General features: G+C 48.1%; 21 protein-coding genes. 15 read left to right on the plus strand and 6 right to left on the minus strand.

Translation table 11 applies throughout. The annotated features are described in order from the left end of the window. The first annotated feature begins 245 nt into the window (after positions 1-245). The 3 genes from ispB to KDK15_RS00935 all read left to right on the plus strand — a co-directional run bounded on the left by ispB (position 246) and on the right by KDK15_RS00935 (position 5,624). Positions 246-1,223: an octaprenyl diphosphate synthase gene (gene ispB / locus KDK15_RS00925; RefSeq protein ID WP_257293485.1), complete on the plus strand. Its 978-nt coding sequence runs from the start codon at positions 246-248 to the stop codon at positions 1,221-1,223. 389 nt (positions 1,224-1,612) lie between these two features. Next, positions 1,613-4,486, plus strand: a complete 2,874-nt coding sequence (locus KDK15_RS00930) for an ankyrin repeat domain-containing protein (RefSeq protein WP_257293486.1) — start codon at positions 1,613-1,615, stop codon at positions 4,484-4,486. A gap of 250 nt (positions 4,487-4,736) precedes the next feature. Beyond that, positions 4,737-5,624 carry a hypothetical protein gene (locus tag KDK15_RS00935; RefSeq protein ID WP_257293487.1) on the plus strand — a complete coding sequence of 296 codons (888 nt, stop codon included), beginning with the start codon at positions 4,737-4,739 and terminating at the stop codon, positions 5,622-5,624. Positions 5,625-5,911: 287 nt separating this feature from the next. Here the strand turns inward: KDK15_RS00935 and galU are convergent, their stop codons facing one another. Both galU and KDK15_RS00945 read right to left on the minus strand, forming a co-directional pair. After that, the gene (gene galU / locus KDK15_RS00940; protein WP_257293488.1) at positions 5,912-6,736 is read right to left on the minus strand and encodes a UTP--glucose-1-phosphate uridylyltransferase GalU; all 825 of its coding nucleotides are present in this window, start codon (positions 6,734-6,736) and stop codon (positions 5,912-5,914) included. Positions 6,737-6,806: 70 nt separating this feature from the next. Next, on the minus strand, positions 6,807-8,186 hold the full coding sequence (locus KDK15_RS00945; RefSeq protein ID WP_257293489.1) for a phosphomannomutase CpsG: 1,380 nt from the start codon (positions 8,184-8,186) through the stop codon (positions 6,807-6,809). Between the two features lie 213 nt (positions 8,187-8,399). Here KDK15_RS00945 and KDK15_RS00950 point away from each other — a divergent pair, with 213 nt between their 5' ends. From KDK15_RS00950 to KDK15_RS00970, 5 genes are all read left to right on the plus strand, one after another. Continuing rightward, positions 8,400-8,951: a RimK/LysX family protein gene (locus tag KDK15_RS00950; RefSeq protein ID WP_257293490.1), complete on the plus strand. Its 552-nt coding sequence runs from the start codon at positions 8,400-8,402 to the stop codon at positions 8,949-8,951. Continuing rightward, positions 8,948-9,541 carry a DUF2796 domain-containing protein gene (locus KDK15_RS00955; protein WP_257293491.1) on the plus strand — a complete coding sequence of 198 codons (594 nt, stop codon included), beginning with the start codon at positions 8,948-8,950 and terminating at the stop codon, positions 9,539-9,541. The genes KDK15_RS00950 and KDK15_RS00955 overlap by 4 nt, the downstream gene beginning before the upstream one ends. 30 nt (positions 9,542-9,571) lie before the next feature. After that, positions 9,572-10,273, plus strand: a complete 702-nt coding sequence (locus KDK15_RS00960; protein WP_257293492.1) for an ATP-binding cassette domain-containing protein — start codon at positions 9,572-9,574, stop codon at positions 10,271-10,273. Beyond that, positions 10,267-11,424 (plus strand): ABC transporter permease, encoded by a 1,158-nt coding sequence (locus KDK15_RS00965; RefSeq protein WP_257293493.1) that lies wholly within the window; start codon positions 10,267-10,269, stop codon positions 11,422-11,424. The genes KDK15_RS00960 and KDK15_RS00965 overlap by 7 nt, the downstream gene beginning before the upstream one ends. 317 nt (positions 11,425-11,741) lie before the next feature. Next, complete coding sequence (locus KDK15_RS00970) at positions 11,742-12,677, plus strand: hypothetical protein (RefSeq protein ID WP_257293494.1); 936 nt, start codon at positions 11,742-11,744, stop codon at positions 12,675-12,677. Between the two features lie 224 nt (positions 12,678-12,901). On the opposite strand, the gene KDK15_RS00975 is transcribed toward KDK15_RS00970, so the two are convergent. Further along, the gene (locus KDK15_RS00975; RefSeq protein WP_257293495.1) at positions 12,902-13,168 is read right to left on the minus strand and encodes a hypothetical protein; all 267 of its coding nucleotides are present in this window, start codon (positions 13,166-13,168) and stop codon (positions 12,902-12,904) included. Between the two features lie 395 nt (positions 13,169-13,563). On the opposite strand from KDK15_RS00975, the gene KDK15_RS00980 reads away from it, so the two are divergent. The 3 genes from KDK15_RS00980 (at position 13,564) to KDK15_RS00990 (ending at position 17,010) form a co-directional block, all read left to right on the plus strand. Continuing rightward, a complete protein-coding gene (locus KDK15_RS00980) occupies positions 13,564-15,150 on the plus strand; it encodes a peptide chain release factor 3 (protein WP_257293496.1) in 1,587 nt (528 codons plus the stop codon). Positions 15,151-15,338: 188 nt separating this feature from the next. Beyond that, positions 15,339-16,520 carry a hypothetical protein gene (locus tag KDK15_RS00985; protein ID WP_257293497.1) on the plus strand — a complete coding sequence of 394 codons (1,182 nt, stop codon included), beginning with the start codon at positions 15,339-15,341 and terminating at the stop codon, positions 16,518-16,520. A 253-nt stretch (positions 16,521-16,773) separates the two neighbouring features. Next, complete coding sequence (locus KDK15_RS00990) at positions 16,774-17,010, plus strand: hypothetical protein (protein WP_257293498.1); 237 nt, start codon at positions 16,774-16,776, stop codon at positions 17,008-17,010. A gap of 95 nt (positions 17,011-17,105) precedes the next feature. Here KDK15_RS00990 and KDK15_RS00995 read toward each other — a convergent pair whose 3' ends face one another. Beyond that, positions 17,106-17,591 carry a peptidylprolyl isomerase gene (locus tag KDK15_RS00995; RefSeq protein WP_257293499.1) on the minus strand — a complete coding sequence of 162 codons (486 nt, stop codon included), beginning with the start codon at positions 17,589-17,591 and terminating at the stop codon, positions 17,106-17,108. A gap of 133 nt (positions 17,592-17,724) precedes the next feature. On the opposite strand from KDK15_RS00995, the gene KDK15_RS01000 reads away from it, so the two are divergent. Then, positions 17,725-18,306, plus strand: coding sequence for a DNA-3-methyladenine glycosylase I (locus KDK15_RS01000; protein ID WP_257293500.1), 582 nt, complete (start codon positions 17,725-17,727; stop codon positions 18,304-18,306). Here the strand turns inward: KDK15_RS01000 and KDK15_RS01005 are convergent. Then, positions 18,273-19,196, minus strand: a complete 924-nt coding sequence (locus KDK15_RS01005; RefSeq protein ID WP_257293501.1) for a hypothetical protein — start codon at positions 19,194-19,196, stop codon at positions 18,273-18,275. The genes KDK15_RS01000 and KDK15_RS01005 overlap by 34 nt on opposite strands. 211 nt (positions 19,197-19,407) lie before the next feature. Beyond that, positions 19,408-20,328, minus strand: a complete 921-nt coding sequence (locus KDK15_RS01010) for a hypothetical protein (protein WP_257293502.1) — start codon at positions 20,326-20,328, stop codon at positions 19,408-19,410. Positions 20,329-20,990: 662 nt separating this feature from the next. Here KDK15_RS01010 and KDK15_RS01015 point away from each other — a divergent pair. The 3 genes from KDK15_RS01015 (at position 20,991) to KDK15_RS01020 (ending at position 22,643) form a co-directional block, all read left to right on the plus strand. Further along, a complete protein-coding gene (locus KDK15_RS01015) occupies positions 20,991-21,362 on the plus strand; it encodes a hypothetical protein (RefSeq protein ID WP_257293503.1) in 372 nt (123 codons plus the stop codon). Further along, positions 21,278-21,472 carry a nitrous oxide-stimulated promoter family protein gene (locus tag KDK15_RS21110; RefSeq protein ID WP_373691314.1) on the plus strand — a complete coding sequence of 65 codons (195 nt, stop codon included), beginning with the start codon at positions 21,278-21,280 and terminating at the stop codon, positions 21,470-21,472. Before KDK15_RS01015 ends, KDK15_RS21110 begins: the two co-directional genes overlap by 85 nt. 262 nt (positions 21,473-21,734) lie before the next feature. Then, positions 21,735-22,643, plus strand: a complete 909-nt coding sequence (locus KDK15_RS01020) for a hypothetical protein (protein ID WP_257293504.1) — start codon at positions 21,735-21,737, stop codon at positions 22,641-22,643. Positions 22,644-22,692 lie beyond the last annotated feature (49 nt).

Raw genomic sequence — 22,692 nt, forward strand, 5'->3', positions numbered from 1 at the left:
AACATCCCGTCTGCCCGACGGTAGGTCTACAAGAGACCAGAGAAAGTTAGCAAAGCATGTGCAAACACTCAAGCGGAACGCTCCCCGCGTTCCCGTCTTATATCCCCGCCCGAGTGGGCGAGGCTTTACGACAAATTGGTAAGCACCGCGCAAAGCCCCTGTATTAGTGCCTTATCACAGGCCGCTATTGACAGTTGCAGTAGCACTAAATACGATGCCCCATTTCGCCCCACCAAATAAGCCAGATGCCGGACAAACAACAAGCCTCTTTTCAGACCGCAGTCCATGACGATTTCCGCAGGGTGAACGAGTGCATCCACCAGCAATTGCATTCTGATGTCGCCCTGGTCAGCAAAATCAGTGAATACATCATTAAGTCCGGTGGCAAGCGGCTGCGCCCATTGCTGGTACTGCTGACGGCCCGGGCCTGTGGTTACCATGACTATAACCATGTGCCACTGGCCACCATTATTGAATTCCTGCACACCGCGACCCTGCTGCATGACGATGTCGTGGACCAGTCAGACCTGCGCCGTGGCAGAGACACGGCGAATGCCCTGTGGGGCAACGCGCCCAGCGTTCTGGTGGGTGATTTTCTCTATTCCCGCGCATTCCAGATGATGGTGGGGCTGGAGAGCTTCAAGCTGCTGCATATTCTGGCCGATGCCACCAATGTCATTGCCGAGGGTGAGGTCATGCAGCTGATGAACATCAATGATGCTGATATCACCGAAGATGACTACATGGAAGTTATTCGCTGCAAAACCGCCATGCTATTCCAGGCCTCCAGTCAGACGGCTGCCGTGCTGAGCAAAGCCAGCCCGGAACTGGAAAATGATATGGCTGACTATGGTCATTACCTAGGCATTGCCTTCCAGCTGGTGGATGATCTGCTGGACTATAACGGCGATACTGAAACCATGGGCAAAAACCTTGGGGATGACCTGGCGGAAGGCAAACCAACATTGCCGCTGATTTATACCCTGAAATATGGCACCAGTGAACAGAAGATATTGGTAAGGGAAGCGATTGAGCAAGGTGGACGGGAAAATATTGCAGCCGTTGTGGAAGCTGTTCGCAGCTGTGGAGCACTTCATTACACTGCTGCTAAAGCCCGGGAATACACAGCCAAAGCAAAACGTTGCCTGAACTTACTGCCTGAAGGTGAGTATCGCAGTGCTATGGCGGACCTTGCGGACTTTGCCGTTGTCAGAGGCTGTTAAGCAACATTTATTACAAGTATTACAAGGTGAAACCTTGCAAGAGAAGTGGCCGGTATTTTGTGAATACCGGCCCTTTTTTTCATGGCTGGACAAAAGCCAGGTTCGCCGAAGCCTCCAGAAAGATCTGACCCCGGTTTTTAGGATTGGTTTCGCATTCTAACGAAAGCAATCTCAAAATTTTGAAAAATGGACAGGTTATTACAGCTCAACCATTAATCAGCTCGGAATAAATGCTGGTATAGAGTTGAGAGGTTCGAAAGCTATCCCTGCAGCCATGAATCAGCGGTAATCAACTGCTGAAATCCGGTTAATGCAAGCCATTAACATGCAACTTTTCCACTATTTTGAAGTCGAATATGTCCAAAACAAATAGGACATTGGACAAATTCATGATTCCGATAAATACAGAAATCAACTCAATGCTTTTCCAACCCTGGCAACCAGATACTGCTTCTGAAAAGCCACCAATACCAACGGTTGCCCATCAGCCAGAATATATTGAATTACCCGGGGTTCATTGTTACGAGGAACTGGAAACCCATGCTGCCTTTCCTGAGATAAAATCCCGTTTCCTGAATGATATTGAGGAGATGAAACAACTGATACACCCCTACGTTAATCATCAATACGATGAATCAATAGATAGTTTTTATGAGCATATGGAATCACCGCCTGAACATCTTAAAGACAGCCTGGTCACCCTGTATCGTGAGACACGCTTCCAGATTCGACAGTTAGTCATGCAACTCAGGGATCAACAACACGATCCAGATGTTGTCAACCAGAATTACATCGCTGGGATACTTCATGAGTGCCTGAGCGACATTCAGGGGTGCGCTCCCGGTATTCACGGCCGCTTTACCCGGAGTTTTCTTAATTTGGAAGCCTCCCGGGGAGGGCTGGGCGGGAAGCTCTTCAAGGTCAGAAGTGAGCTGTTTGATCAATTTGTCCAGTCTTTCCTGCTTGAGCTGCAACGGGAGAGGTTGGTTGATATACCACCAAACATGGAGGTTCACTGGATGCACAGCTTGCACAATCTTTTCTGTGAGCCTCTGGGGCTTCCTCATACCGTTGACCCACTGGCACCGGGCAATCTGGGTGATAACCTTACCCGGCGATTTCTTGCTGCTGCACCACTGTCAGTCAATGCCTGTACCATCCTGCGTAAACTCTCGTCCGGGTGGTCTGACCAGCTCAGTGCAACCCTGAAAAAAATGGGCGTACTGGCATGGGAAACCGACGTTATTGCCCCCTTTGAACTGACTTCAGAGAGAACGGGGACGCTTGAAAGCACGCTCTTTAAACCAGTCAATCATCTACTGCAGACAAGCGGAGAACAGTCCCTTGATCTCAGGGCCGTCATCGAAGAAACAGGCAATGGCAACTATTACCTTGGCCGGCATCGGGAAAAGTTACTGGCCTGGGTGGCCAGCCATTTCTGTGAATCATCGGCCCAGGTGTTCGCCACTATTCCTGAAGGTGTCGATTCGGCCTGGCATATCGGCACCATAAACCAGCTTTTCTTCTGGGTATTTAATCATGACCAGTACTTGCCGACGGGGCTGGCGTGTACTTTTGATGCGAATAATCACACCACCCTGACATTGCCTCATTTAATGTCCATTGACTTCTCAACCTGGCCTGAAACCACCATTTATGCCCTGCTCACCCAGGCAATGGAGCAAACCGATAAGGCTTGGCATATTGCCTCGTTTTTCCTGCAACGCACCACCATCGAACAGCTTGGTAAAATACCGGCGATGGTGACCAGGGCACTTGCCAACCAACTCAGTGACAAGCTGATTAAACACGATGACACTTTCAAAGAAACGTTATACCAATGTGTAGTTGATCATTTTGCCTCTGTTACAGCTTTCATTACCCCGGGCATTACCCCGGGCATACTGGACTGGCTGATCGATACACCTCTGCTGAAGCCGGTCCTATTGAGACTTCAACAACAGGGAATAGATGTTTTGTCAATCACATCACGCCTGGCCAGCTGGCAGGTCTCTGATTTTTCCCATGAGGATATCAAAAAGTTACTGACACCCAATGATTGCCAGCGACTGTTCAAACAGGCACTTCTGCTGACTCAGACAGAAACCCTGTACAATCTTCTGTTAACCGGTCATTGTGATCAATTGACCAGCTTCTTGAACGATGACCTGAACAGCCCCCTGGCGTGCTTTGCAAGTTCCGGTAATTTGCCTGGATTGGAATACCTGTTGAAACTGGGAAACCCGCAGGTTAACCAGACAAATTTCAATGGCTCGACGCCCCTGCACATCGCTGCAGGATACGGGCACGCAGCGTTCGTCAGGGCGTTACTGACCATCGACGGCATTGACGTCAATGTGAAGAATATCGAAGGACAGACGCCCCTGTACGCTGCTGTCTTGAAAGGCCACGCAAAGTGCGTCACGGAGTTGTTGAACACCACAGGCATTGACGTCAATGTGAAAGATAACGATAACTTTACGCCCCTGCTCTGTGCTGCCCAAGCAGGCCACGTAGTGTGTGTCAGGGTGTTATTGACCGCCGATGGCATTGACGTCAATATGCAGAATGACGATGGCTATACGCCCCTGCACTGTGCTGTCGCAGATGGCCACGCAGAGTGCATCAGGGAATTTCTGTCCGCCGACGGCATTGACGTCAATATTAAGTGTGCCGATGGCTATACACCTCTGTACTGCGCTGTTGCACAAGACCTCGCAGAGTGCATCAAGGTATTACTGACCGCCGACAACATTGACGTCAATGTGAAAACAGGCGAGGGTATCACGCCCCTGCACTGCGCTGCCATGGAAGGTCATGCAGAGTGCATCTCGGCGTTATTGACCGACGACCGCATTGACGTCAATGTGACGTCTGACAAAGGCTTCACGCCCCTGATCTTCGCTGTCCAATCTGGCTATACAGACTGCGTCATGGTGCTTTTGAACGCCAAAGGCATTGACGTCAATATGGCACTACCCGGGGAATTTGCGCCCCTGCACTGGGCCGCCATAAACGACAACATTGAGTGCATCGCGCTGTTATTGAACGCCAAAGGCATTGACGTCAATGTGAAAACACCCGAGGGTATCACGCCCCTGCACTGCGCTGCCCGATTTGGCCAGGCAGAGAGCATCAAAGCACTACTTAAAGCTCCCGGCATTGACATCAGTTTAAAAACTAACGATGGCTGGACGGCCCGGGACGCCGCCCGCAAAAAAGGCCATGCAGAGTGCGAAAGACTGCTGATTCCAGATCCGTAATCTGGCTGAGGTAATTGATAGCCGGAAATCGGGGTCAGTTCTTTGATTATGAATGCCCCGGGTTGATCATCAGAAAAAAGTTTCGTCAGGCAGGAACTATCTGTTAGCCAAGGGCTCTGATGATCAGGCCGGTAATGATTCATCCCTTTTTTGACTCAAAGCGTTATCTTACAAAAACCAATGATGCTACTCATTGATCCTACCAGCATGAAAGTGGTGTCCCAAAATCTAATTAAGGATACTGATGGCTATGACCCCAATAGCAAGCTCCAATGCGTATTCACTGCCTTTACCACCGTCTAAACCAGAGGGTAGTGAGGTTGTTTTCGCAGCTCCATTCAATGCCAGCGTTCAGATATCAGACCCTTGTTCAAGCCAGTTTCCTGATTCCGGGGAGCATCCCGGGCACTCGCTGGATGAACACCAAATTACTGCTCTAAAGTCTGGCGGCGCAAAAACAGAGTCTGTCAAATCACCGGCCAGGTTTCAGGAAAATGATATAGTGCTCGTTTACCCTTATCATGACTTTAATGGCAATTTTCCCCGTTTTGATTTGGAGGTAAGACTCGAAAGACTTAAAGACAGGTTAGCTTTGCAATTATGTGAGGAATTGGCTGAGATAGACTTGGAAGATCTGGCAATCAGTCGTCAGGATTTGCCTTCCGAGGGGCTTACGTCAACGTGGCTGGCTGATTACATATTTTCAAAGTTTCCTCCAGAGTTAACAGAATTCCTTAACAAAGACTGGTCTGGTAAAACGCTGTTTGCTCCCGAAGAGTATCAGGCCCTGGCAAGATTCCACTGTGCAATGACGATGTATGAAGAGAATAGTAGTTGCTCAATTAACTATACAGCAGACTGGGAGGATGATGAATTTGAAGATTTTTTCATTGAGGAGTGCTTACCCCTTCGTGATGGCTGGACCAGAAAAGAAATCGAGTTAGTTCAGGGTGTGCTGAATCATGGATTGGATCAGTATATGAAATTTGAGCCTGGCTTTATTAAACCTTGCCATTATGGTCTATTAAAAGCCGGATGTGTGACGATCTGCAAAAACTGTTCTTATGGCATCACTGAAAACTGGCAAACATACAATCACATCAAAAACCTTGAGAGCCAGCGGGCAAAGTTGTCATAACACCGCCACTGTTCCATACCGGTTAAAGAATCTGCAGCTGGGCAGCGAAAAATTAGAAAATACATTCACCGATCTGCAGAGCACCTATGCCGTCGGCCAGTGGCAGTGCATCCAGGCCACCAGCATAACTGTCCCCTTATTTGATCTATCACGCCGTGGATGACCACCGCACCCGGCCAAAGCATCATCAGCAGTGGAACGGCAGCAGACCCACTATCTTCCGAACGGCCGGAATTACCAGTGCAGCGTGATTCAGCTGACCAAAGCAGAGATAGAGCAAACCTTTTTTAACGGTACAAATGGTCATAACAGTAATTGGTGGCCTCAATAAAGCCCTCAATACTGCCACAATCAAAACGTTCACCCTTGAACTTATAAGCCATTACGCAACCACGCTGGGCCTGAGCCATCAAAGCATCGGTAATCTGAATCTCGCCACCTTTACCAGGCTGGGTATCATGAATCAGGTCAAAGATGTCCGGTGTCAGAATATAACGACCAATAATGGCGAGATTGCTCGGCGCATCTTCTTTGGCCGGCTTTTCCACCATATTCTCAACCCGGATCAGGTCTTCCGAGATATACTGGCCAGCAATAACACCGTATTTATGCACTTCATCCTGAGGCACCTCCTGAACCGCAACAATACTGCAACGGAACTGCTTGTAGAGTTGCGCCATCTGCGCCAGAACCCCCGGGCCGCCCAGGTTGATACAGAGATCATCCGCCAGCACCATACCAAATGGCTGGTCACCAATCAGTGTCTGTCCGGTCAGTACTGCATGCCCCAGCCCCTTCATCTCACGCTGACGGGTGTAGGAGAAGGTACACTGATCGATCACACTGCGGATATCGGACAACAGGCTTTCCTTGTCCGTACCGGAAATCTGATGCTCCAGCTCGTAGTTCACATCAAAGTGGTCTTCCAGCGAGCGCTTGCCCCGACCGGTGACAATGCAGATATCCGACATACCGGCCTGCAGAGCCTCTTCAACGCCATACTCAATCAGTGGTTTGCTAACGATGGGCATCATCTCTTTGGGCATGGATTTGGTGGCGGGTAGAAACCGGGTTCCATAACCTGCTGCTGGAAAAAGGCATTTTTTAAGCATTGAAGGCTCTTTATTTATCCAACTCTAAAACCAGGAGACTGATCGTTAAGCACCAGTCTCTTGAACAATATCAGTCGCGAATCAGCTTCAGCAACTCTGCAGTTTTTTCCTGCATCAACACCTCATCGCCACGACTTTCTACATTCAGACGAATCACTGGCTCGGTATTGGACAGTCGTAGGTTAAAGCGCCACTGCCCCATATCCAGAGAGATGCCATCGGTGTTATCAACTTCCAGTGCATCTTGCTGATAGTGCGCCAGCACTCGCTCTATAGCGGCCTGAGGATCTGTCAATTGACTGTTAATTTCACCGGACGACGGAAACAGGGCGATCCGCTCACTGACCAGCGCTGACAAGGGCTGCCCCTTTGTAGACATCAACTCAGCGACCAGCAGCCAGGGAATCATGCCGGAGTCACAATAGGCAAAGTCACGGAAATAATGATGGGCACTCATCTCGCCGCCATAAACCGCATCTTCCTGGCGCATCCGCTGCTTGATAAAGGCATGACCGGTTTTGCACAGAACAGGTTCACCACCCACCGCTTTTACCTGATCGATGGTATTCCATGTCAGCCTGGGATCATGGATGATTTTTGCCCCTGCCATCTTTTGTGGATCGTGAGCAAGGAATGCCTCCCCCAATAACCCGACAATATAATACCCTTCGATAAACTGTCCCTGCTCATCAAACAGAAAGCAACGATCAAAGTCGCCATCCCAGGCGATGCCCATATCGGCCTGATGTTCCAGAACGGCGTCTACCGTAGTCTGACGGCATTCTGGCAGTAATGGATTAGGGATACCCTGGGGGAAGTTACCATCCGGCTCGTGCAGGACTTTGATAAACTCTACCGGCACACCGGCCGCCCGGAATCGCTCCTCGATAGCGTCCACCACATGCCCTGCTGCACCGTTACCGGCATTGACCACCAGTTTCATTGGCTTGAGACTGTCAGTCTGGATATACCCCAGAATGTGGCTGACATAATCATTCAGAACAGAGATCTTCTGATAGCCGCCCCGCGTTGCCACAGGCTCGGCAAACCGGTTCTCTTCTGCCAGCAGCTGAATTTCCCGCAAGCCGTTATCGCCACTGATGGGTTGCGCACCGGCCTGCACCAGTTTCATGCCGTTGTAGTCAATGGGGTTGTGACTGGCCGTCACCTGAACACCGCCATCAACCCCCAGATGGAATGTGGCAAAATAGATCTCTTCCGTACCGGACAGGCCAATATCCAGCACATTGACCCCGGCATCACGCAGGCCTTCAGATAATGAGTGTTTGAGGGCCTCACTGGTCAGGCGGATATCGCCACCGACAACGACATCCTTCGGCTTAAGGTGCTCGCCATAGGCCCGGCCTATGCGGTAAGCAATATCTTCATTAAGTTCATCCGGCAGGTGGCCACGGATATCGTATGCCTTGAAGCAGGGGAGCTTGGTCATTTCTCAGTCGCAACGGAAATTGAAAGTCTGTATTTAACTACGAATTCCCTCAAATAGACAAACTGTGTCGGGTAAAAAATTCCTGTACGTTAAACGAGAAGGCAATACATTAATAACAAAGCCTTTGTGGAGAAAGCCATCTATCAAACCATCACCTGCATAGCCGATAGCTTTCAGATAAATGCTGAACGGAGTAAAGCGGTTATCAGAGATATGAACAGGGCCATCAAATACCTATCCACTCAGCCATCAGGGCGGCTGTTTCGGTTCATTACCGTGGTCTTCTTTTCAGGTTTGTCGCTGTCGGCCTCAGAGGCCAGCCAGCCCTGCACCGCTGGTGGGCGCCCGCTGTTTGGCTATCTGGAAAACGCCACGCTGGTCAATATTAATCAACATAAGATTGCATCACTGGTTGACAGCGGCGCGACAACCACTGCCCTGGATGCCCGTAATATCCGCATGCATATTAAGAGAAATGGCTATCGCTGGGTTTACTATGATTTCGTTCACCGGGAAAGCCGCCAGAAAACACCCATGCATCAACCGGTCAGCCGGGTTGCCAGGATAATCACCCATAAAGGTGCGCCCAGTGAGCGAGCGGTTGTCCGAAACACCGTAAAAGTGGGCCGAATTACACGCATTGTAGAAATGTCCTTAATCAGTCGCAGCAATTTTCCTCAACAGTTATTAATTGGTCGCAACTTTCTCAAAGATACCGGACTGATTGATGCAGGAAAGCGATACCTTCAGGAACGCTGCCCATGAACATTCACCACAAAGTAGTTACTTCCTGCCTCGTACTGGGCATGACCATGGCGATAACTTCAAGCCATGGGAAAGACCGCTCCATTGGGCAAAATGTCCACCGGGCCTATGAACCAGCGTCCATTCTGCTGGATATTAACCTGCAACAGGATACCCTTAGCCTGTTCCTCTCCATCTCCCCTGAGGCGGCGACCACGATCACAAAACTACCGCTTGGTTCTCTGGTCCAGCATCTGCAAGAATTCACCTCTCTGGTTACCCTCCCGGAAGATGCACAGTGCAGGCAAACGCAAAAGCACTTTCTTGTTGAGCCGGCAGACATGCCTTATCACAGGGCTGAGTCGCTCTCTGCACAGGCCAGCCGCAGAGAAATCAACGGCTATCTCGAATATGAATGTCAAAACCCGGAAAACCTGTCTCACTTCACATTCCTGGTTTTCGATGCAATACCTGACTTAAAGCACACCAGCGTCTGGCTAATCAGTGACAACTGGCAAAGTAAACAGCAGCTAAGCCGCGAGCAGAAGGTGGTTCAGTTGCAGAAACAGCCAGCAAAGAGTGATTTCCTTCCGGACTTTTTTAACGATTAAAAAAAGCTGTGTATTGCAAGAGGGCCTCGTATGAGTCAGGCAGTTACCGTAGAAAAGCTTGAATTAAGCAGAGGAAAGAAAAGCTGCCTGTCGATACCACTGTTTACGGTAGAGAATGGTGAACGCCTTCAGATTACCGGGTTAAATGGCTCTGGCAAGACCACGCTGCTGCAACTGCTGACCGGGTTACTCCTACCCGACAGTGGCAGAATTGACATACTTGGCCAGCAAATTGGCAGCCTGTCCAGATCCGAACGGGAAACATTTCGAGCCGGGCAGTTGGGCTACATTTTCCAGCAGCCAACATTGATTCCTTATCTGAACCCATTGGAGAACATTTTACTCCCCTGTCGTTTATCTAAATGGCGCCAGCAGCGACTGGCAGACCGGAAAACCACGGCAAATTATGAGGCCTACCAGCTAATGGCCGCACTCAACATGGAGAATCCCGAACTGCTGCGCCAAAGCACCAGTATGCTGAGCGTTGGTCAGCAACAACGGGTCGCTATTGCCCGGGCACTGATAGGCTCTCCCCCCCTGATTCTCGCCGATGAAGCCGCATCAGCACTGGATCCGCAGGCGCGAACAACCCTGTATAACATGCTGCTGAAAACCACCAGAGAGCATCAACAGACATTGATCTGTGTTGACCATACACCATACCCGGGATTTGACCGCTGTCTTGATATGTCAGAAATCAACCATTCACAACAGGTGACCAGGCTATGGTAAACATTAACTGGCTCAGTACTGCATTACTGGCCTTTCAGCATGCCATGAAGAGCATGAACTATCGAAAAAAAAATACGCTGACCATGCTGCTGGTTCTGGCCTTTGGCTTTTACCTTGTCTTTCTGTTTCAAGGTATCAAGCAACAACTTATTGAAAATATTGATCGCTATTCATTGAAAAGTGACCTGATCGTCAGTAAAGAAACACCGGGCATGCCGCTGGTTCTGTTCTCGCTATTCCATGTGGGCTCACCACCACCGGGAATGAGCCTGAGCCTGCTGGATGAGTTGATAAGCCACCCGGAGATTGAATACGCCATTCCTTATGCCTATGGCGAAACTCATCGGGGAATCACCGTAATTGGTACCAGCACCGAAGGGATAGAGCAATTGACTCGACATTCAGCCGACAATTCAAAATACCCGGAGAGAAAACACCAACAGCCGATCAACTCTGCAACATTACCGCCAGCAAATCACCCAATGGCCGCTTATATTGGGATAAACATCGCCAATAACCTTGGTTACCAAATCAACGATCAGATGACTATTGCCGATGGTAACGAACCAGTATTAAAACAAGAGTACAAAGAAGTATTTACCATCGCCGGTATTTTGCCACGGCAGAATACCCATCAGGATGACAGTATTTATATCCCGATTGAAGGCTTGATAACAGCAAGAAAAAAATACGCTGAAGGCCATACCCCCAGCTGGTCAAGCCCTGATGATATTTCTTTTATCGATATCAAGCTGAGGGATCGCATGGCCCTTTTGGCATTGGAAAAAAGCCTGACTCAATCGGCCACTGAACAAGGCCTGGAGATAACCGCCGCGATGCCAGCCAGAGAGCTGGAGCTACTTTATGGCTACCTTAACAGGGCAACGGTCAGTCTGATTTTCAAATCATTTGTCACGCTCGGGTTGTGCCTGCTGACCCTTTTTTATGCACTGACCAGTAATCTTCAGGAACGAAGACAGGAAATACGGCTTTATCAGACGTTGGGAATGAGCCAGACCTACATCAGTATTATGGCTCTGCTTGAGCCTCTGTTAATTATTTCCGGCGCTCTTTTCCTGGGTTTTATTGCCAGCGAAATGCTGTCAGCTCCTACCGCTGATTTTTTCCTGATCGAATGGTTAATCAATTAAGGTAATGCTGAAAGTATTTTGAACTCGTTTCCACAGCCCCCCGTAGGAATGCATACCGAACCTCTCCACAAGTAAGAACCCCGGCATAGCACGGGTTTTACCTGTGTTAATTATTAACTTGGCCTAAACATGGGAAATTAAAGAACAATACAATAAATCAAGCTCGTAATCCGGTTAATAACGCTAAGCTGGAAGGCAATTAAGGGAACTTTTCGATACAATCCGGTTCCAATGGAGTTAATCACAGTATCATCAAACAGGTTGGAAGATTTCATCCCGAATAGATAATCGGAGAAGCTTCCACTCGGAGTGCAAGAATGTCCACGCAATTTGTCAACAAGCTACCCAATATAGCCTTAGTTCTGTTTCTGACCATTTTTACCACTTATCCGCAACTTGATTATGCCAGTAGCTATACTGGACTTTCCGGGCAACGCTACAGGCAAAGCTATAGCAACTACTCACCGCCTGTTGACTACCGACATATGGCTTTGTATCAGCTTAAGCTCAATCGTTATTACTACCCTTCCGGTTCTGGTAATTCCGACTATGTTCATGTGCAACACACCCATCATCATTCACACTGGGGATGGTGGGATGGCCCGTTTTTCTGGGGAGGCTATACCATTGACCAGGATTCTTCCTTCAGTGACCGGGTGTCGAGCGGGCTGATTGGGGTTGCGGTGGTGCTGACAGTTATCGCTGTTACCGCAGCAACCATCTACTCAGTGACCCATGCAATGTGGCCCTATGTAGGTGCTGCCAGCCTGACCTCGATTGAACTCCCGGAAAACTCACCCTGGAAAATTACAGATTATAAAGTTGCACATGGTGGAGCGATACGATACTCAGATTTTGCCTTTAACGAAGACGCCATGATCAACGCCAGAGAACATGAAATGTTTGACCGACTGCATATGAAGCAAGGCCGCTTTCTTCTTGTTGACCAGGAGAACTGGTGGGGTATTGTCGATTACCCTGTTGATGTTGACGTAACCTTCACCCACTTTGATGACGTTTCAGGCGAAGCCACTGAACAGGTAACGGTTAACGTGCAACGTGAAGTTACCAATGGCGTGAAAGCCGGAACCATTTTGCCACGGGTTATCCACAGGACTCAAAACCAGCAGAAGTATCAACTGGCAACCAGAATGGTTTATCCGGCATGGTTCAATTTTTCCAACTGGTATCATCAGCCAGCTCGAATAATGATTGATTTCAAGCCATCTGGCCCGGTTACACCTCACCATTAACTATCGGTACGGATGCGCCCGCGCTGGTTCGTCATCAATTCGAACTGGCGAGGCATCAAATATTATAGTTTTGCAATTGTTACAACAGGAGGTAATCGAAGCCGCAGGATCAACAGGTGCACTATTTATGCCGCAATGATTTCAATAATAAGGCGTCACTGGGAGGGGTTGGCGTCACTTCTCACCGTGTTTTTAAAACCCTTAATACCTTAAATGATATCGGCTCATTCCCAGTATGGAGAACTATCCAATTCATCAATAAGATATTTTCTAATATCGTCAAGTTCAGTGTTACTGAATATTTTTAAAGACTCCAACTCTTTCAATATTTCACTGGACTCTTTGTTATCAAATCTTGAAAGGGATAAACGATTCTCTTCAAACCTATCTTTGTTCATGAAGAATATAGATTGCTGTAATGAGCGTTTTCTACGTGTGTCAATAGAGGAGTCATCATTATTGCTTCTATAAGCCTTCAATTCAACATCCACCACACAATCAACGGGATCACAACCAAAAACCGTTACCTCTTCGCCTATGGAAATACCGGTCCTATCAACGGCCCGATCATGAATTTTTTTTGCCTCCTATAATTTTTGCAATAATTTAGGCGAATGATTTTTTTTCCTGAAACCAGAACAGGCTGCCCTGAATTAATCTGCATAAGCCTGACACAGCGGGCATCTCTCAAACCGGTGAAAGTATCAATTCAAAGAAATAAAAATATCAATATATGCATAAATAGCCAGAGAGCAGATGAGTAGAAAGCTTGCGTGACAATAGTCAGGTTGGATAGGATGACGACCAATTTATTCACCCCAACACACCAGACAGGCACTTTTTCAAACGTGTACAAAGGTGTGTACAAATTCAGAAACCAAGACAAATGTCAGACCCAAAACTATCCAAAGAAGTAGACGATAGACGCACTTTTGCTATCATCTCCCACCCCGATGCCGGTAAAACCACGATTACCGAAAAGCTCCTGCTGCTGGGTGGTGCCATTCAGCTGGCCGGTACGGTAAAAGGCCGTAAGAGCGGACGTATGGCCACCTCAGACTGGATGAAGATGGAACAGGAGCGTGGTATCTCCATCACCACCTCGGTGATGCAGTTCCCTTATAACAGTCGTACGGTAAACCTTCTGGATACGCCCGGACACGAAGACTTCTCCGAGGACACCTACCGGACACTGACCGCTGTTGACAGCTGCCTTATGGTCATTGACGGAGCCAAAGGTGTCGAAGATCGAACCATCAAGCTGATGGAAGTCTGTCGCCTGCGGGACACACCAATATTTACCTTCGTCAATAAAATGGACCGTGAAGTCCGTGACCAGATTGAAGTACTGGATGAAATTGAAGATATTCTGAAAATCCAGTGTGCACCTATTACCTGGCCTATCGGCATGGGGAAACAGTTTAAAGGGGTTTATAACCTCTATACCGATACCGTTCATGTATTCAAACCCGGCCAGGCCAGTGTGGTTCCTGAAGATATCCAGATCAAAGGTCTGGAATCAGAAGAAGCCAGAACCCTGCTGGGCGATCTCCATGAAGAGTTGATGGAGGAAATTGAACTGGTGAGAGGTGCCAGTCATGAGTTTGACCCTGAAGAATACCTTGCCGGTCGGATGACTCCGGTCTTCTTTGGTACCGCACTGGCCAACTTCGGCGTTCGGGAAATGCTGGATGACTTTGTCAAGTGGGCTCCCTCCCCCATGCCACGGGAAACCAATGAACGCATGGTGGTCGCCAATGAAGAGAATTTCTCAGGGTTCGTTTTTAAAATCCAGGCCAATATGGATCCCAAACACCGTGACCGCATTGCCTTTCTGAGAATCTGCTCCGGCAAATACACCCGGAATATGAAAATGAAACATGTTCGTATCGGCAAGGATGTAAAAATTGCCGATGCGGTGACTTTCCTGGCGGGCGATCGTGCCCATGTGGATGAAGCGACCTCCGGTGATATCATCGGACTGCACAACCACGGGACTATTCAGATTGGTGACAGTTTTACCCAGGGTGAAATGCTGAAGTTTGTGGGTATCCCTCACTTTGCTCCCGAGCTGTTCCGCCGTGTCCGCCTGAAAGACCCATTAAAGCTGAAGCAATTGCAAAAAGGGCTGCAACAACTCTCAGAAGAAGGTGCTACCCAACTATTCATGCCAGTGAACAATAATGACCTGATCCTTGGGGCAGTCGGTGTACTGCAGTTTGATGTGGTCATGCGTCGACTCAAAGATGAATACAAGGTTGAAGCGATCTATGAGCCGGTTAACGTCAATACCGCGCGCTGGATTGACTGCAGTGACCAGAAAAAGCTGGAAGAGTTCAAGCGTAAGTGCGCTGAAAACCTGGCCATGGATGGTGGTGGCCATCTGACCTATCTGGCACCCACCAGGATTAACCTTTCCCTGGCTGAAGAGCGCTATCCGGATGTTACTTTCCAAACTACCCGGGAGCATTGATCACAACCAATCATTCTGGGTAAAAAGTGACAGGTAGATAAGATTTGACTGCCTGTCACCTTAATTAGTTCCATCGTTTAACTTGATGGTCTATCTCCCGTCCCCTTATTCCTTTTCTGACTAATACCGATACTGCAGGACCAAAAAATATTGTCTAATCTGAAAGCTCATTTCTTTCAGGTGTTTCTATGAGTGATGCAGTCTCGACCAAATCCGTAACCTCAACAGGTGTACGTCAAATCGTAGAGCCGTTAGTTCTTCTTCTTCTGTTAGGGCTATTGTTTGGCTACCTTGGCCAGACTATGGGTATTACCCACATGTTCAACACCCTCTTCAATACCGCACACCAGCTGTTGTTAAACACCGTGTTATTCCTGATGGGGATTACCGTATTGACCGGTGCCGCAGGCCGTCTGCTGATGGAGTTTCATGTCATTTCCCTGATTGAACGGCTGCTGGTGCCATTAATGAGACCCGTTTTCAATCTTCCCGGCCGTGCTGCCATGGCGGCCATGATGACCTTTTTCTCAGATAACCCGGCCATCATCGGCCTGGCAAAAGACAGACGTTTCAACCACTCCTTTAAAGTTCCCGAAATCATCTCACTGACCAATTTCGGTACCTCTTTTGGCATGGGGCTTATTGTCATCACCTTTATGGCAACACTGCAGAATAATGAGACTGGTGCTACCTATTTCCTGCCTGCCATGATCGGTCTGGGCGGTGCCCTTGTTGGAGCCATCATATCCACACGCCTGATGCAGCGCTTCATCCGAAATGATTCCCGGCTTCATGAGCTAAGTATTAAAGATACTCACAGTGAACTCATGGATGACCACAGTTCTACAGATCCTGTCTGGTTGAGATTCCTCAATGCCCTGCTGGATGGCGGTAAAGGCGGCGTCAAAATGGGGGTAGCAATTATTCCCGGGGTATTAATCATCAGTACGTTTGTTATGGTGCTGACATTTGGTGCACCAGTAACCGGCTACACCGGTGGAGCATTTGAGGGGGTGGCTCTGCTGCCAAAACTGGCCAGCCATGTTACCTGGCTGTTTGAGCTGCTGTTTGGCTTTGATCATGCCGAACTGGTTGCTTTCCCCATTACCTCGCTGGGCGCTGTTGGTGCCGCCATGTCGCTGGTACCAAACTTTATCAATCAGGGTATTATTGGTGGCAGTGATATTGCCGTGTTTACCGCTATGGGCATGTGCTGGAGTGGCTACCTGAGTACCCATACGGCCATGCTGGACTCTCTTGGCTTCCGCCAGCTGACCTCAAAAGCTATTCTGGCTCACACGATTGGTGGTATCTGTGCCGGTGTTACTGCCCGTTATCTTTACCTGCTGCTCAGCCCTTTTATTGGTTAACAGCCAAAACAAACAATCAACTTATCTGATGAGTTGATTGTCCATTTCTCTTGAGACCGAAAAAACAGCACCAGCAATAACAATCCCCTCCAATCGTGATCAAGTGACTCAAACGAAGGTCTAACGGTCAAAAATCATTTCCGGAGCCATAGTTAAATATTCAGCAGATATAAACAGAATGATTTTAACAACCATAGATTTTAAAGCACTGAGCTGAGCAGCTTGGGAATACCGAATTGGTGAGGAGAGATGTATGCGCCTGAACCTTCTGTTAACACCTTTACAACAGGTAATTGATACCATGCACAAGGGTAAAACCTTTAAGATCCGGGTGCTGATGGAGGAGCTTGGCCTGTGGGAACATCAGGATGATCTGCAGAAGATGAGAATAGCTTCGTCTTTCCGGTCTATGGTGGAAAGTGGCGTGCTAAGCAATATTCAGCTTCTCACCCACCATAAAACCCGGCATGCAGTTTACATCACGACATAATTGCCATAATGATGCCGGAGGTATCCGGCTTCTATATGATTTCAGTCACGGGTCAGCTTTCTGATCAACGCTTCATACCATGGGTATTGATTGACTCAGTGAACATGTCCGCCAGGTCCATGCACATGACCGTGGTCCAGCTCTTCCCTGGTAGCTTCACGAACCTCAACCACTTCGATGCTGAAGTGCAGATTCTCACCCGCCAGCGAATGGTTCGCGTCGATCACCACCTGGTCGTTTTCGTCATCAATAGCCACCACGGTCACAATACGTGGGCCAATGGCGGTATCGGCATGGAACTGGTTACCCACCTCTACAGGATGGTCACCAAACTGCTCTTTTGGTACCGGCTGAACCAGACTTTCGTCATATTCGCCGTAGCCTTCAGCAGGCTCAACCACCACTTCAAACTTGTCGCCAGACTGTTTGCCTTCCAGGGCATTTTCCAGTCCTTCGACAATATTGCCCTCACCATGAAGATAAGCCATGGGAGACTCGCCTTCCGAACTGTCGAGAACTTCTCCCGCATCATTTTTCAGAGTGTAATGGAACAGTGCCACTCTCTCTTTGGCTATCTTCATCTGTATATGCCTTTAACAAAGTAAACAACTATCTTAACTGCCATTGTTACTGGTAGCCAGAAAACTGCAAATAAATGCGCTTTCTGATGTAATTGGCAGATTCACCCCAGGTAACAAAAAGGAGTTCTTTCTCTTGAGTGATTCTCGATGCAGCTGGTGTCATGGCGATGAACTTTATACCCGATACCATGACGAAGAGTGGGGCGTTCCCTGTCATAACGACCAGAAACTCTTTGAGTTTCTGATTCTTGAAGGAGCCCAGGCGGGTCTGAGCTGGATCACGGTCCTGAAGCGCCGGGAAGGCTATCGGAAAGCATTTCATCAATTTGACGTTCAACAAGTGGCCAGAATGTCAGACCAGGATATTGAAAAGCTGATGCAGGACGAAGGCATTATCCGCAACCGACTGAAAATTCGGAGCGCCATTAAAAATGCCAGGGCTTTTATCCGGGTGCAGGACGAATTTGGCAGCTTCAGCCAGTATCTGTGGTCGTTTGTAAACCATCAGCCTATCATCAACCAGCGACAATCGATGAGTGAAGTACCGGCTACCAGCGAGATTTCAGACCGGATGAGTATAGATCTGAAAAAACGCGGCTTCAGCTTTGTTGGCAGCACGATTTGTTATGCCTATATGCAGGCAATGGGGCTGGTGAACGATCATCTGGTCAGTTGCCCATCTTATTTAACCGAAAAAGCTGTTGCCTCTGCATAGGTAGGTGGTTGTTGCCCTTGTGGTGCTGGTTCATCAATCATGGGTTCCGTTTGTGTTCCCTGCTCGCAGGTTGTTTGTGTTGCCTGTTCACAGGTACTTGGCGCTGTCGGCGCAGGGGCTGTTTGAGCAGGGGGGACTGGCAGTCGAATAACATGACTTGGTAAGGGATAATGATCTGTGTGGTTGTAATTTGGGTATTTGAAAGCTGCTTTAATGACTTGACAGCATGATGCTTCAGGGTAGTCATACTTGATTCGCTTAACGATTTCACGGGCTTGAGCGCAGCAAACAAGACCGTACAGCCCGCCCCCAAGAACGACAAATGAACCCAAGGCAAGCGGCATATCAAGATAGTCGAACGAAGAGGTGGGTTCAGAAGTCGTGTTCAGGTTTGTCGTTGGAGAAGTGAAGGATGGAGAATATGAGGTGCCTGACTCGTTTGACCCATTTCTGTAGGTGTAGGTCATGCTACAGCCAGGCGCTCCATCAGGGCATGCCGACCTGGTACTCACCGGGTGTGCACCCGCCAGAGCAGACATCGTCGGCAAAAGCAGCAGACTCTCTTTAATTCCCGGACATACGAGGGAGATTTGCTCTGATCCCATCACTTGCTCAAAGACGAAACCGGCGACACTGCTTATCAGCATATTGCTGCCCTGCAGACCGGCCTGTAATGCCGCTCTGGTAAACTGTACTCCGTAATCATACAAGGATTTGTCTGCTGTAATACTGTTATTCCGGCAGACCGGCGGGCTGGGTTGTGCGCACTTGGCAGTCCTACCGTTGGGCATTGTTACCCGGCGATAACATTCTGTTTGGGAAGCTGCATCTTTTTTGCCAACCATCTGCGCAGGGGGCAGGGCTGATGACGGTTCAATAGAAGCGTACATTTTTAGTGTCTTCCTTTTGAAGTAACCTGTTGTTGTAGACCATCAGTCAGCAATTAAGTTCTATCATAAGTTCTATCAAGGTACCTGATGTCGTCGGCATCAGTGGTCACCGCCTGATAAAGGTGTCCTAAAGTGAAAACGCTCAATATTCAGAGTTGAGCTGGCTTTGTATTTAATGGGGAAAAGTCCCGGTTCTCTTCTATCCGGAACTTTAACTGCTGCTCAAAGCTGCAAAACCTGCACTTTCGGTGATGGTTATCTGTTTTTTATGCAGTTTGAACAACGCCCCGGGGGGTGTCTCAAAACTATCTTGTTGCCTGCTGTAAAAGTACCTGGTGAGTTGATCGACGCTGTCACTGTATTCTGAGTATGGAAAAATCTCTGCAGACCTGCCACTATGGACAATGAATTTTTGTAGTTCATTTAGTGCCTTTTCGGCCCTGATGATTGGGGAACCGGTAACATCTGGTCGATTCAAATGAGATAACACAATGTTTTTGAACACCGAGCCGAGTGTTTCACAATTCTCGTTAAAGAATTCTGAAAGGTAAACTTCCGGCTCACCTGAGGCATTCACTGAGACTTTAACGAATAGAGTTGATGAAGCCTCCCATGATTTTGAAGAATCCAGTTCACCAACGAACTGTTTAAGCTCTGACTGTTGATCACTATCTCCAATTAATAAGAAAACGGAATTTGCTTTAGCAATCTCATAGGGTGCGCCTGACACTATTTCTCTATTAGTATTGCCAGATGTTTCTGGACTGTAACCATGAAGGGGGGTGGGCGGGTTAAATTCCAAAATGACAATTGCACTATTTTCTTTATCTGTGGCCCGGAGTTGCTGACCATCTACCATTTTGTTCAGGTAGGCGGTTGCTGTAGTAAAAAACCGGACGTTTTTTCCCACCTTAAACTGCTTTAGGACACTATTAAGAGTCGGTAAATCACCCGGGGAACGAGGGGGTTTTTGAACGTAATCAATATCTATGCAGCGCCAGGTAATTTTGTCCTCTGATACACCGCTTTTAGTGATTTGCTGGTGAATCAGCTGCTCCATCAACAAACCACCTGCCCCCATAGATATAAAAGTTACCTGGCTGTCCGGCAGTTTTTGCAGATATTCGCACACCCATTGGGTAACCTTGTTGATCACCTTTATACGGGATTTAATGCTGTCGGTTTTGTCATAAACACAAAAACTCAGGTCCCCCAATGTAACACTGGTTACTGATTGATTGCTTGTTGCCGGTGCTTTCTGTCGATGGATAAACTCACTGGTATGGATATCTTTATATTCAAGCTTCTTTGCCACCAGGGTGGGTCGCTGAAATATATCATCAATTGCCTGAAGCTTAACACCGGGCAGGTTGGGAGAGATCATTTGTTCAACAATTTGGTTAATTGCTTCTTTTTTTTCTAATTCTGTTCCACTTGGAGGAATTTTTATCAGCAGCGAAAGGCAGGCTTTGTCTGTCAGATTTAACACGTTCCTTAAGCGCAACGGTATTTTTCGATGTTCGATGATATATTGTGAAACACTCTCCTTTACGGCACTGGCGTTAACAGTATTGTTCACTGGTAATGACTGGCCAGCAGTCAGAGGCTCTGGTGTAGAGGGGGGATTGTGGTAGCTGCAATTGATAGTGGTTTGCATGATTACTTACTCAAGTGAGTATTTTAATAGGCTGAGCAAATTTGTTCAGTACTTGAGTATTAGAAATAATTTCTTGAGAAAAGTTCCTTTTTGTCACAAGTCTATTGGTACAAATAACACGGATGAGCTGGTTCTCAATGGCTATCAGACTTCGTAAGTACCATTTTCCAATGGCCAGGGCCTGGTTTGGCAATCAAGGCGGATTATGGGAGGATAGCTTTCTCGAAACAGAGAAGGTTACGTTGTTTATGCCCCTCGCTCTCAAAGGCCGTCTGAAGGATCACCCCAGGCTGACCCGTGAATATTTTACCGTTACCCGCATGATTGAGCTTTACTGCCAACACCACCACCACCAGCAGCACCCCACCCTGTGCATGAATGCCTCTCCCTGCTGGCTTTCAGCAAGCGCCGACTTGAACGCTGTATTTATGGTGTCGAAAAACCCACCTGCGCTAACTGCCAGGTCCACTGCTACAAACCGGAACAACGGCGACAAATTCGTGAAGTGATGAAATGGGCTGGCCCCCGCCTGCTGTTGAAACATCCTGTTCTGACCATTCAACACCTTATTGATGAATGTAGGGCTGCGCCGGTGCATCCCAAAGCCGGGAGACATTGAATTAGTCAGAGGGAACTTCTCTGAAAGAAACTGGTCGAAAGGTCATAATGAATATAACTTTGGATGGATTTTCAGTATGGATGGTCGTTTTCTTAACCCAAATGTCCTTCGAGCCCCACAGCGTGAATACTGCCCTCAACCAAGGGGCCCCAGAGAAGCAGGACCCGGAGAAGAGAGCCATACACCGGCTCACTTTCGTAACCCCCTGGCGGGCAACTCATTTACTGGTCTTCGTTGTTATGCACCGGTTCCAGGATTACTAGTGACTCTTGAGCCTCCCAACACGCCGTTTGAGCCAAGGGATCTGCATACCCGTCAAGCACATCGTGCCCCTTACGGGCATGCTTATACCCCGTTTCCCCTCGGGAACACGCCAAGCCCCTTTCAACAAACTGAAATACTTACGACCAAAGTAGCCACATTCAAGGGCTTTGAGAAGAACTTCCCCCACCATACTCCGAAGCAATTGGCTGATGCGGGATTTTCCTGCAGAAAAAATCGTGACATAGTTCATTGTCAGTCGTGTGATATGGATATTGGCAACTGGAAACCTGGTGATATCCCGTGGATTGAGCATGCTCGCTTGTCGCCAGACTGCGCACTCGTGGAACGAGAAATGGGTCAATCATTTATCAAGACCATTACAGAGTCATTTGATGCGGAAAAACAATTTAAACAGTACTGCGATCAACATACTCCTGTAAAAGAGAATCCATTAGTTACGCTTTTAGACTTCAAAGAGAGCGATCACTACAAAAAACTTGAACGGATTTACTCAAATCTTGAAGATTTTCCACAACGAATGCTCGAGGTCGAAAGAGCCTTTGTTCATTGGCATTATACTGAAAACCGCTCTGGAAATAGCACTTTGCTCCCTTCCTGCATTCTAAACCTGATTAATTCCCAAGACCACGAAACGGCTATAAATGAATCCTGTAAAAGGTTCCAGAAGGAATACAAAGAATACCAGGCTCAGTTAAAAGTATCAGAAGAAATGCAACAGCAAATTGAACTGTTGAAAGATGAGCGCATTCGACTCTTTGAGCAAGTAAATCAGCAAAGGCAAACAAGAATTAAGGCTGAACAAGAGGATGAGGATGCAAAGATCGCCCGTGGACTTCAAGATCGGTACAACAGTGAGCAGTTTCAATCACTTGCCCCCATAGTCTAGGAGGCTGTCCGAGAATAGCGCCCGTAGCGAGGATTGCGAGAAATTGAGG

The sequence above is a fragment of the Endozoicomonas sp. YOMI1 genome (assembly GCF_024606345.1).
Taxonomy (GTDB): domain Bacteria; phylum Pseudomonadota; class Gammaproteobacteria; order Pseudomonadales; family Endozoicomonadaceae; genus Endozoicomonas.

Bases quoted from the DNA above. Each gene is read 5' to 3' on its own strand.
- KDK15_RS00950 (WP_257293490.1), top strand. From the start codon at position 8,400: ATGAACAGGGCCATCAAATACCTATCCACTCAGCCATCAGGGCGGCTG.
- KDK15_RS00955 (WP_257293491.1), top strand. From the start codon at position 8,948: ATGAACATTCACCACAAAGTAGTTACTTCCTGCCTCGTACTGGGCATG.
- ispB (WP_257293485.1), top strand. From the start codon at position 246: ATGCCGGACAAACAACAAGCCTCTTTTCAGACCGCAGTCCATGACGAT.
- KDK15_RS01005 (WP_257293501.1), bottom strand. From the start codon at position 19,196: ATGTACGCTTCTATTGAACCGTCATCAGCCCTGCCCCCTGCGCAGATG.
- KDK15_RS00985 (WP_257293497.1), top strand. From the start codon at position 15,339: ATGAGTGATGCAGTCTCGACCAAATCCGTAACCTCAACAGGTGTACGT.
- KDK15_RS00990 (WP_257293498.1), top strand. From the start codon at position 16,774: ATGCGCCTGAACCTTCTGTTAACACCTTTACAACAGGTAATTGATACC.
- KDK15_RS00945 (WP_257293489.1), bottom strand. From the start codon at position 8,186: ATGACCAAGCTCCCCTGCTTCAAGGCATACGATATCCGTGGCCACCTG.
- KDK15_RS00960 (WP_257293492.1), top strand. From the start codon at position 9,572: ATGAGTCAGGCAGTTACCGTAGAAAAGCTTGAATTAAGCAGAGGAAAG.
- KDK15_RS00935 (WP_257293487.1), top strand. From the start codon at position 4,737: ATGACCCCAATAGCAAGCTCCAATGCGTATTCACTGCCTTTACCACCG.
- galU (WP_257293488.1), bottom strand. From the start codon at position 6,736: ATGCTTAAAAAATGCCTTTTTCCAGCAGCAGGTTATGGAACCCGGTTT.
- KDK15_RS00995 (WP_257293499.1), bottom strand. From the start codon at position 17,591: ATGAAGATAGCCAAAGAGAGAGTGGCACTGTTCCATTACACTCTGAAA.
- KDK15_RS00980 (WP_257293496.1), top strand. From the start codon at position 13,564: ATGTCAGACCCAAAACTATCCAAAGAAGTAGACGATAGACGCACTTTT.
- KDK15_RS00930 (WP_257293486.1), top strand. From the start codon at position 1,613: ATGATTCCGATAAATACAGAAATCAACTCAATGCTTTTCCAACCCTGG.
- KDK15_RS00965 (WP_257293493.1), top strand. From the start codon at position 10,267: ATGGTAAACATTAACTGGCTCAGTACTGCATTACTGGCCTTTCAGCAT.
- KDK15_RS00970 (WP_257293494.1), top strand. From the start codon at position 11,742: ATGTCCACGCAATTTGTCAACAAGCTACCCAATATAGCCTTAGTTCTG.
- KDK15_RS01015 (WP_257293503.1), top strand. From the start codon at position 20,991: ATGGCTATCAGACTTCGTAAGTACCATTTTCCAATGGCCAGGGCCTGG.